Source organism: Saccharothrix sp. ST-888, assembly GCF_000955975.1.
In the GTDB taxonomy this organism is placed as follows: domain Bacteria; phylum Actinomycetota; class Actinomycetes; order Streptomycetales; family Streptomycetaceae; genus Kitasatospora.
Genome location: NZ_JYJF01000050.1, coordinates 38,083 through 47,180, shown reverse-complemented (window position 1 = coordinate 47,180; position 9,098 = coordinate 38,083). Strand labels below are relative to the sequence as shown.

Annotated in this window: 11 protein-coding genes; 9 read left to right on the top strand and 2 right to left on the bottom strand. The window is 71.9% G+C overall.

Annotated features, from left to right (window positions below; all coding sequences use genetic code 11):
- Positions 1-191 (top strand): hypothetical protein (locus UK12_RS41370; RefSeq protein WP_045303961.1); only part of this gene is annotated, 191 nt, incomplete at its 5' end.
- On the opposite strand, the gene UK12_RS17615 is transcribed toward UK12_RS41370, so the two are convergent.
- On the bottom strand, positions 168-1,511 hold the full coding sequence (locus UK12_RS17615; protein WP_197084947.1) for a glycosyl hydrolase: 1,344 nt from the start codon (positions 1,509-1,511) through the stop codon (positions 168-170). The two genes, UK12_RS41370 and UK12_RS17615, sit on opposite strands and share 24 nt — an antisense overlap.
- A 171-nt stretch (positions 1,512-1,682) precedes the next feature.
- Entirely contained in the window at positions 1,683-2,564 is an 882-nt protein-coding gene (ypfJ, locus tag UK12_RS17610; RefSeq protein WP_045303960.1) for a KPN_02809 family neutral zinc metallopeptidase, read from the bottom strand.
- A 186-nt stretch (positions 2,565-2,750) separates the two neighbouring features.
- Here ypfJ and UK12_RS17605 point away from each other — a divergent pair, with 186 nt between their 5' ends.
- The 8 genes from UK12_RS17605 to UK12_RS17570 all read left to right on the top strand — a co-directional run bounded on the left by UK12_RS17605 (position 2,751) and on the right by UK12_RS17570 (position 9,056).
- A complete protein-coding gene (locus UK12_RS17605) occupies positions 2,751-3,668 on the top strand; it encodes a hypothetical protein (protein WP_045303959.1) in 918 nt (305 codons plus the stop codon).
- Between the two features lie 213 nt (positions 3,669-3,881).
- Positions 3,882-5,480, top strand: coding sequence for an ABC-F family ATP-binding cassette domain-containing protein (locus UK12_RS17600; protein ID WP_045303958.1), 1,599 nt, complete (start codon positions 3,882-3,884; stop codon positions 5,478-5,480).
- Between the two features lie 341 nt (positions 5,481-5,821).
- Complete coding sequence (locus UK12_RS17595) at positions 5,822-6,043, top strand: helix-turn-helix domain-containing protein (protein WP_442973812.1); 222 nt, start codon at positions 5,822-5,824, stop codon at positions 6,041-6,043.
- 269 nt (positions 6,044-6,312) lie between these two features.
- Positions 6,313-7,119 carry an enoyl-CoA hydratase/isomerase family protein gene (locus UK12_RS17590; protein ID WP_045303957.1) on the top strand — a complete coding sequence of 269 codons (807 nt, stop codon included), beginning with the start codon at positions 6,313-6,315 and terminating at the stop codon, positions 7,117-7,119.
- A gap of 179 nt (positions 7,120-7,298) precedes the next feature.
- Positions 7,299-7,811 carry an Asp23/Gls24 family envelope stress response protein gene (locus tag UK12_RS17585; protein WP_063838277.1) on the top strand — a complete coding sequence of 171 codons (513 nt, stop codon included), beginning with the start codon at positions 7,299-7,301 and terminating at the stop codon, positions 7,809-7,811.
- Positions 7,812-7,894: 83 nt separating this feature from the next.
- Positions 7,895-8,086: a hypothetical protein gene (locus UK12_RS17580; RefSeq protein ID WP_045303955.1), complete on the top strand. Its 192-nt coding sequence runs from the start codon at positions 7,895-7,897 to the stop codon at positions 8,084-8,086.
- Complete coding sequence (locus tag UK12_RS17575) at positions 8,086-8,466, top strand: hypothetical protein (RefSeq protein WP_045303954.1); 381 nt, start codon at positions 8,086-8,088, stop codon at positions 8,464-8,466. The genes UK12_RS17580 and UK12_RS17575 overlap by 1 nt, the downstream gene beginning before the upstream one ends.
- Positions 8,463-9,056: a DUF6286 domain-containing protein gene (locus tag UK12_RS17570; protein WP_045303953.1), complete on the top strand. Its 594-nt coding sequence runs from the start codon at positions 8,463-8,465 to the stop codon at positions 9,054-9,056. Before UK12_RS17575 ends, UK12_RS17570 begins: the two co-directional genes overlap by 4 nt.
- The last annotated feature ends 42 nt before the right edge of the window (positions 9,057-9,098 follow it).

Here is a 9,098-nt window from a genome sequence, read left to right as displayed (position 1 = left end):
AGGAGCCGTACAAGCAGCGCTGGCGACCGGACCAGCTGTTCAACCAGCGGCTGGTGCTGGGGCCGGGCCGCCTCGCGCCGTTCGCCGCCGCCCGCGCCGCCCGGGTGACGGTCCACCGGGTGCTCGTACAGCTACTGAGCACCCGGCTTCCCCGGCTGAAGGAGGCGCTAGTGGCCCGCCGGCGGAGCTGACGACCCGAAGGCGCCGCCGAGCAGCCCGTTGAGCCAGGGGCCCAGCCAGCTCCCGTCCGGCTCGCGGCCGCCCGTCGGACCGTAGAAGTCGCCCGGCCCGTAGCCGCCGGTGGGCCACCCGGGCGGCCACGCGGTGGGCCAGCCGCCCGGCTGCCCGGTGGGCCGTCCGCTGGGCTTCGGGCTCGGCCGGGTGCTCGGCTCCGCGCTGGGCCCGGTGCTCGGCGTCGCCGACGGCGGTTGGGTGGCCGTGCCCGCGCTCCCGTCACCGACCGCGGCGCCCGCCCCATTGGAACCGGACATCAGCTGCTTGAAGAGCGCGCTGGAGTGCGGGTTGCGGCCGCATTCCCAGAAGCCGTGCGGGCAGTAGTCGGTGACGGTCTGGTAGGCGGTGTCGTGGGTGCGCATCCACTCCACCATGCGCCGGACGAACTCGGGGTTGTCGCCGTTGCGGAACAGCCCCCACTCCGGGTACGAGACCTGCTTCCCGCGCTTGGCGGCGAACTCGACCTGGTCCTGGAGCCCGTACGGCTCGGAGACGTAGTCGTCGAAGGTGGCACCGGCCGGCTGGTCGTAGCTGTCCATGCCGACGATGTCGACCACGTCGTCGCCGGGGTAGCAGTGGGTCCACGGGACGGCGTCCAGACCGCGGGTCGGGGCGAAGTCGAACGTGAAGTGCTGGCCGGGCACCGAGCGCATCACCGTGACGATCCGCCGCCAGTACGCCTTCCACGCGGTGGGGTCGGGCTTGCAGCGGTGGGTGTAGGTGATGCCGTTCATCTCCCAGCCGAGGGTCAGGACGGTGTCGCCGCCGCCGAGCGCCACCAGCCGCCTGGCCAGCCGGAGGAAGTGCTGGTCGAACTCACCCCGGTTCCCCCGGGCCAGCAGCCGGACCACCTCGCTGTCCGGCACGTGGTCCTCGTTGCGCGCCAGCATCGGTACGCCGAGGACGAGCTTGCGCCCGGGGTCGGCCAGCCGCCACTGCGACCAGAGGCCGAGGACCACCGGTTCGCCCTCGATGTCCTTCCAGCTGTTCCCGGCCAGGTAGGTGTGGCCGACCTGCATGTTGGCGCCGTTCAGCCAGCGCGCCATCTTGGCGATCTCCGGGATGTAGTTGTCCCAGGAGCCGACGAACGCCCCGAACGGCACCTCGTGCCTGGCCCGGTGGACGTTGGGCCGGGGCGCGGCGCCGCGCGGCTGGACGGCGTCCGAGGAGAGGGCGGCATGCCGTTCGGTCTGGCTCACCGGAGTGTCGGAGGGGACGCTCACGGTGGTCACCAACAGCAGTGCGGAGGCAGCCAGGGTGAGGCGGCCGAGTCGCATGTCTTCTCCTCGGGGGCGGTGCCGGAGCAGCGGTGCCGGAGTGGGCCGGGCCGGACGCAGGACGTGCGGGAGCCCGGAATCACGACGTTAGGGCCGCAACCGGCCGGAAAAGCCGCACGTCACTCAAAAGTGGCAGGCCGTGCGGATCATCGTGACCAGTCGGATGCCAGTTCAGCCAAAGGTGTTGCACTGGGCCATGTCGCCGGTCCGGTAGCCGGTGTTGAACCACTGCTGGCGCTGGGCGGCGGAGCCGTGGGTCCAGGTCTCGGGATTGACCCGGCCGGTGGCCTGCTGCTGGATCCGGTCGTCACCGACCGCCGCCGCCGCGTCGAGGCCCTGGGCGATATCGGCGTCGGTGAGGCTGGTGATCAGTGGCCGTCCGGTGCTCGCCTGCGGGGTCCGGGTCGCGTTGTAGGCCCAGACGCCCGCGTAGCAGTCGGCCTGGAGCTCCAGCTTCACCGAGGCGGAGTTGGCACCCTGCCGGTCCCGGCCGACCCGGTCCATCGTCCCGGTGAGGTTCTGGATGTGGTGCCCGTACTCGTGCGCCACCACGTACGCCTCGGCGAACGGGCCGCCCCTGGCGCCGAACCGGGTGTGCAGCTCGTTGAAGAACCCGAGGTCGAAGTAGGCGGTCTGGTCGGCGGGGCAGTAGAACGGGCCGACAGCCGAGGTGGCCGGGCCGCAGGCGGTGGAGACCCGGCCGGTGAAGAGCACGGTCTGGGCGGGCGAGTAGTTCACACCGCGACGGTTGAACTCGCCGGCCCAGTAGTTCTGCACGCTGTTGACCACGCCGACGATCCGGCAGTCCTGCCGCTGGTTGGCGTCCGCGCCGGTCTTGCAGGTGGTCTGGACCTCGCTCGCGGTGGTCGGCCCCGCGCTGCCGCCACCGCCGCCGGAGAGCCCCAGCGTGTTCGGGTCGACGCCGAGGAGGAGCGCGAGCAGCAGCCCGATCAGTCCGACCACGCCGCCGCCGACGGCGACCTTCCCGCCGGACATCCCGCGCCGGTCCTGCACCTGCGAGGTGTCCAGGTCCGCCTGATCGTCGAACTGCATCCTGTCTCACCTCTGTAACAGTCCGTCCAGCCGTCGCAGTCGCACGATAACGGCCGCCCTGCCCGGCTGCCCGTCGAGAACCGCAGGTCGGGGCGGTGAGTCGGGGCCGGGACGGGCGCTGCCACCCCTTCGGCTGCCGGGGCGAGTTCAGCTGACGGACGCGCGTACGGGGGGTACGCTCCGGCCGTGTCCTGGAAGCCGGTGCGTTCCCTCAGCCCCCGATCGGTACTCCCTGGCCTGGCGGTCCTGCTGGTGCTCGGAGCCGGGGCCGCTGCGCATGCCAACAAGCCGGTGCCGTTCGGGGACCGGGTGGACGAGCCCGGTGTCGCCGACGCCAGCCCGGTGAGCGCCCAGTCGCTGGCCACCGGCAACCTGGAACTCAGGGTCGGCCCCGGTCTGGAGGCGTACGACCAGGCCACCGGCGAGCACCTGTGGTCCTACCGCCGGGAGGGCGCCACCGCGCTGCACCTGGCGATGGCCGGGGAGAGCGCCGTGGTGGTCTGGGACGACGGCATGATCACCTCGGTACGGCCCAGCGACCACGCGGTCCGCTGGCACCGGGCCGTCCCCGGGCTCGCCGACTGGCTGCGGGCGGACGGCGAACCCGGCGCCGACACCAGGACCGACACCGAGCGCCGTGACACCGAGCTGGAGCGCGCGGCCGCCGCCCTGCAGCCCGTCACCGAGCCCGAGCCCTGGGTCGCCGTGGTGACCCCCGCGCTGACCATGGCCTTCCGGGACCGCGACGGCGACCTGCGGTTCAACGCGCGCCCGCTGGCCGACTGCTCCTACGACCCGCTGCGCACCGTGCACAGCGACAACGCGGTGCTGGTGCCCCGCAGCTGCACCGGCGGCAACAGCGCGGGCCGCCCGCTGCCCGGCCTGATCACCGGGTTCCGGCTGGACGCCCCCAACTGGCTGCTGAACGCCGGCCCGAACGTCCTGCTGCACCGGCTGGACGGCCACCGGGCGGCCGTCGACGACGGCCCGGTCATCGGCACCCGGACCTTCGACACCGTCCAGGGCGCCCTGGAGCCGGTCTGCGGGAGCCCGGCGGTCCCGTTCGAGGCCGTCAAGCCCGAGGGCACCTGCTCCAAGCCCTGACCGGTTCGGCGGCGGGGCACTATTCCGCCGGGGCTTCCCGGCGGGCCCGGTAGACTGACCCGTATGGCTGTTTCCCCCGGGCATTAGCGGGCAGCCGGCGCGCCCCTCCGGGCGGTGTGCCGACCTCCGCGTGTCGTCCCGTCCCAAACGCTCCGGCCCTGTGTCGCGTCCAGGCCCAGGTGCCCGCCCACGTCCCAGGAGTCTCTCCCAGCCATGATTTCCGCCAACGCCCTCGAACTCCGTGCCGGCGCCCGCATCCTGATCGAGTCCGCCAACTTCCGGATCGCCCCCGGTGACCGGATCGGCCTGGTCGGCCGCAACGGTGCGGGCAAGACGACGCTCACCAAGGTGCTGGCCGGCGAGGGCCTCCCGGCGTCCGGCACGGTCACCAACTCCGGCGAGGTCGGCTACCTGCCGCAGGACCCGCGCACCGGCGACCTCGACGTCCTCGCCCGCGACCGGATCCTCTCCGCCCGCGGCCTCGACACCGTGCTGAAGAAGATGCGCGAGAACGAGGAGCGGATGGCCAACGGCAAGGGCGCCACCCGCGACAAGGCGATGAAGAAGTACTCCACCCTGGAGACCGAGTTCCTCACCAAGGGCGGGTACGCCGCCGAGGCCGAGGCCGCCACCATCGCGGCCGCCCTCGGCCTGCCGGACCGCATCCTCGGCCAGCCGCTGCACACCCTCTCCGGTGGTCAGCGCCGCCGCGTCGAGCTGGCCCGGATCCTCTTCTCGGACGCCGACATCCTGCTGCTGGACGAGCCGACCAACCACCTCGACGCCGACTCGATCGCCTGGCTGCGGGACTTCCTGAAGACCTACAAGGGCGGCTTCATCGTGATCTCGCACGATGTCGACCTGGTCGAGACGGTCGTCAACAAGGTCTTCTACCTGGACGCCAACCGCGCCGCGATCGACATCTACAACATGGGCTGGAAGCAGTACCAGCAGCAGCGCGAGGACGACGAGAAGCGCCGCAAGCGCGAGCGCGCCAACGCCGAGAAGAAGGCCGCCACCCTCAACTCGCAGGCCGACAAGATGCGCGCCAAGGCGACCAAGACGGTCGCCGCGCAGAACATGGCCCGCCGCGCCGAGAAGCTGCTGGCCGGGCTGGAGCAGGTCCGGGTCTCCGACAAGGTCGCCAAGCTGCGCTTCCCGGACCCGGCCCCCTGCGGCAAGACCCCGCTGACGGCCAGCGACCTCTCCAAGTCCTACGGCTCGCTGGAGATCTTCACCGGGGTCGACCTGGCGATCGACCGCGGCTCGCGGGTCGTCGTGCTGGGCCTCAACGGTGCCGGCAAGACCACCCTGCTGCGGATGCTGGCGGGCGTCGAGAAGCCGGACACCGGCGAGGTGATCCCCGGCCACGGCCTGAAGATCGGCTACTACGCCCAGGAGCACGAGACCCTGGACCCGGACCGGACGGTGCTGGAGAACATGCGCTCGGCCGCGCCGGACACCGACCTGGTGCAGATCCGCAAGATCCTCGGCTCCTTCCTGTTCTCGGGCGACGACGTGGACAAGCCGGCCGGCGTCCTCTCCGGTGGCGAGAAGACCCGTCTCGCGCTGGCCTCGCTGGTGGTCTCCAGCGCCAACGTGCTGCTGCTGGACGAGCCCACCAACAACCTCGACCCGGCCAGCCGCGAGGAGATCCTCGGTGCGCTGCACTCCTTCTCCGGCGCGGTCGTGCTGGTCACCCACGACGAGGGCGCGGTCGACGCGCTCCAGCCGGAGCGGATCATCCTGCTTCCGGACGGTGTCGAGGACCTCTGGAGCCCCGCCTATGCGGATCTGGTCTCGCTGGCCTGACCTCGGAGTAGACGCGTAATCAGCAATCCGACGTAGAAACTCTCATCCTTCGGCATCTTCGGGAATGAGAGAGTCCGGGATTCCGTTTAACTTTGCCACCACCGGCCCGTCGCTGTTCAAGCGGCGGGCCGGTGCTGCTGATCAGCTCTTTCGTCTCCGCTGGCTGGATCCGACGGGGGCGCGTGCACCCAGGGTGAGCGCCCTTGTGCGCTGTGAGCACCACCGGCAGACTGCGCTTTCCCGGTATCGACCTTGTCGAATGGGTGGCCAGGAGCCTGGCTATGGGTGATCATGGGAATCTGACCGAGCACAGCTACGAGGAGGCACGGGTGGCCGAGACTCTGAAAAAGGGCAGCCGGGTGACCGGTGCCGCGCGTGAGAAGCTCGCGGCCGATCTTAAGAAGAAATACGACTCCGGGGCGAGCATTCGCGCCCTGGCGGAGGAGACCGGTCGCTCCTACGGCTTCGTGCACCGCATGTTGAGCGAATCCGGAGTCATCCTCCGGGGCCGTGGCGGTGCGACGCGCGGTAAGAACAAGGCTACTGCGGCAGCGGGTTCCTGACGCTCCATCACCGAGTGAGCCGGTGCCGCACGCTCACCCCCTACAGCACGCCGAGGCAGCAGGGCGTGCGAGTGCGCAGCATCAGATCCGACAGCTTCAGACGATTCGGCGGCCGGCCCACCCGGACCGCCGATCGTCATTTCCGGCGTGCTATTTCCCGGTTGTGTGAACATGACTCTGTCCGGTGGGGGCTTTGATTTGTTACTCTCCAGTAGCTCTGTCGTCCGTCCGCATGTTCATGCAGTTGTACGTCTGCTGGAGGTATCGCCATGACCGCCCCCGCCATCGAGCCCGACCCGCAGCAGTGGGAAGAGGCCGGAGTCCGGTTCGAGCTCGACGGCGAGACCGCCGTGGTGACTCTCTGCAACGGGAAGCGGCGGAACGCCCAGTCGCCCGCGATGTGGCGGGCGCTCGCCGAGATCGGCCGCGCTCTGCCGGGCACCGTCCGGGTGGTGCTGCTCCGGGCCGAGGGCGTGTCCTTCTCGGCCGGCCTGGACCGGGCGATGTTCACCCCGGAGGGCATCCCCGGTGAGCGCAACTTCCTCCAGCTGGCCGCCGCCGGGGACAAGGACCTGGACGAGACCATCGCCGGCTACCAGGAGGCGTTCACCTGGTGGCGCCGCCCGGACCTGATCAGCATCGCCGCCGTCCAGGGGCACGCGGTCGGGGCCGGTTTCCAGCTCGCGCTCGGCTGCGACCTGCGAGTGGTCGCCGTGGACGTCCAGTTCGCCATGAAGGAGACCTCGCTCGGTCTGGTACCGGACCTCGCCGGGACCAAGCCGCTGACCGAACTGGTCGGCTACGCAAGGGCGTTGGAGATCTGCGCGACCGGGCGCTGGGTCGGCGCCGAGGAGGCCGTCGCCACCGGCCTGGCCAACCTCGCCGTCCCCGCGGCCGAGCTGGACGACGCCGTACGGGACTTGGCCGCGGCGCTGCTGGCCGCCCCGCGCAGCGCGGTGATCGAGACCAAGGCCCTGCTGCAGGGCGCCGCCGGGCGCTCGTTCGAGGAGCAGCGCTCGGCCGAACGGGTGGCGCAGGCCCGTCGGCTGCGCGACCTGGCCGGCCTCGGCGACTGATCGCGGCGGCACGGTGAGCGGCCCGGCCCGGGAGTGCTTCTCCCGTGCCGGGCCGCTCGCTGTTTCCGTCTGTGGCACGGCCTTTCGGGCCGTCGGTCCGGCGCGCGGATTTCGTGGCGGAATGTCAGAGTTGGGCTGATTTGCGATATAGCTGGACGGCAGAACACAGGAGAGCCATCGTGCCCGACACCCCGACGCCCGCCGACCTGCAGAAGAACGACCCCCACCGCCCCACCCCCACCCCGAGACCGGCCCCGGCCACCACCGCCCCCCACTCCGCGGACCGGGGCCGTACCGTGATCGCGGTCTCCGTGGTCGAGAAGATCGCCGGGATGGCCGCCCGTGAGGTCACCGGCATCCATGCGCTCGGCTCGGGGCTGGCCCGGACCTTCGGCGCGATGCGGGACCGGGTGCCGGGCGGCAAGTCGAGCGTCGGGCGCGGGATCAAGGCCGAGGTCGGCGAGAAGCAGACCGCCATCGACATCGCGCTGGTGGTCGAGTACGGCGTGGTGATTCCCAAGCTGGCCACGCAGGTGCGGGAGAACATCATCGCGTCGGTGGAGCGGATGACCGGACTCGAGGTCGTCGAGGTCAACATCGCGGTCAACGACGTGCACCTGCCGGACGAGCCGGACGAGGACGAGGAAGCGGAAGAGCCCGCACCCGCCGGGCAGCGCCGCAGGTTGCAGTAGCAGACGCCGTCGTCGGCAGTGCGGGCGACAGCGCAGACGGAACCTGAAGAAGCAGACGGAACCGGAAGAAGAGGAGCAGCCGGATGAATTTGGCCCTGATCGGCCTGGTGGTCGGCATGGCCCTGGGCTTCGCCGGTTACTTCGGGGGTTTCGCCGCTTTCCTGCTGGTCGCCGTGCTGGGCGCGGTGGGCTTCGTGGTCGGACGGCTGCTGGAGGGCGACATCGAACTCAGCGACCTGGGTGAGCTGTTGCGCGGCCGCGATCGGCGGCGCTGATGGCGCAGCCCGGGCCCGTCGCCGGGCGACAGGCCCCGGCCGAGCGTGGCGCGCTGCGGATCGCCGACCGGGTGCTGGCCCGGATCGCCGCCCGCGCGGCCCGCGACACCCTGGCCGCCGCGTGGGCCGGGCGGGCGGGGCGGGCGACCACGACCCCGCGGGTCTCGGTGACCGCGGTCGGCCGGGCCAGGCGGCTCACCCTCGGCCTGGACCTTCCCTACCCGGCGGACCTCGCCGGGCTGGCCCTGCTGGTCCGGGCGAAGGTCGCCGAGCAGGTGGCGGCGCTGACGGGCGCCCGGGTCGCGGAGGTCGCGGTGGTGGTCGAGCGGCTGGTCCCGGTGGAGGCTGCGGGGACGGCCGCGGCGGAGGGCGAGCGGTGACGGTGCAGAACCCGGCGCCGCCGGCCCGGGATGCAGAGGCGCCCGGCCCGGTGCGGCGGCCGAGATCGCCGAGGACGGCCTGGGCCGGGCTGGTCGCCGTCGCCGTCCTGGTGATCGGCGGGGGGCTGCTCCACGACGTGATCGCCGTGCGCACCGGGCACCCGGCCAGGCCCTGGCGGGCCGAGCTCGCCCATCAGCTGGCCGTGCGGCACCTGGACGACACCCCGGTGCGGATCGGGGCGGGCATCGCCGTCCTGCTCGGCCTCTGGTTCTGCCGGCTCGCCCTCGCACCCGGGCTGCGGCGCCGGCTGTCGCTGCGTCGGCCCGGTGCGGTGATCGACCGGGCCGGGGTGGCCGCGCTGATCGCCGATCGCACCCGGGACCTCGCCGAGGTGGACGAGGTGGCGGTCCGGGTCCGCCGTACCCGGACCCGGGTCACCGTCAGCGGAGCGGCCGATCCGGTGCTCATCCAGCGGCACCTGCGCGCCGAGCTCGCCCGGATCCCGCTCGCGGGCCCGCACCAGCTCGACGTCCGGGTCCGCCGTCTGCCGGGACAGGCCGGGGAACAGGCCAAGGGACCCGCCGGGTGAACCGTCAGAAGGGCCGTCAGAGGGGCTTCCGGAGGAGCCGAG

What these genes read in the sequence shown, in the direction of transcription:
- UK12_RS17615 (WP_197084947.1), bottom strand. Translation starts at nt 1,511, where the DNA reads ATGCGACTCGGCCGCCTCACCCTGGCTGCCTCCGCACTGCTGTTGGTG.
- ypfJ (WP_045303960.1), bottom strand. Translation starts at nt 2,564, where the DNA reads ATGCAGTTCGACGATCAGGCGGACCTGGACACCTCGCAGGTGCAGGAC.
- UK12_RS17600 (WP_045303958.1), top strand. Translation starts at nt 3,882, where the DNA reads ATGATTTCCGCCAACGCCCTCGAACTCCGTGCCGGCGCCCGCATCCTG.
- UK12_RS17590 (WP_045303957.1), top strand. Translation starts at nt 6,313, where the DNA reads ATGACCGCCCCCGCCATCGAGCCCGACCCGCAGCAGTGGGAAGAGGCC.
- UK12_RS17580 (WP_045303955.1), top strand. Translation starts at nt 7,895, where the DNA reads ATGAATTTGGCCCTGATCGGCCTGGTGGTCGGCATGGCCCTGGGCTTC.
- UK12_RS17575 (WP_045303954.1), top strand. Translation starts at nt 8,086, where the DNA reads ATGGCGCAGCCCGGGCCCGTCGCCGGGCGACAGGCCCCGGCCGAGCGT.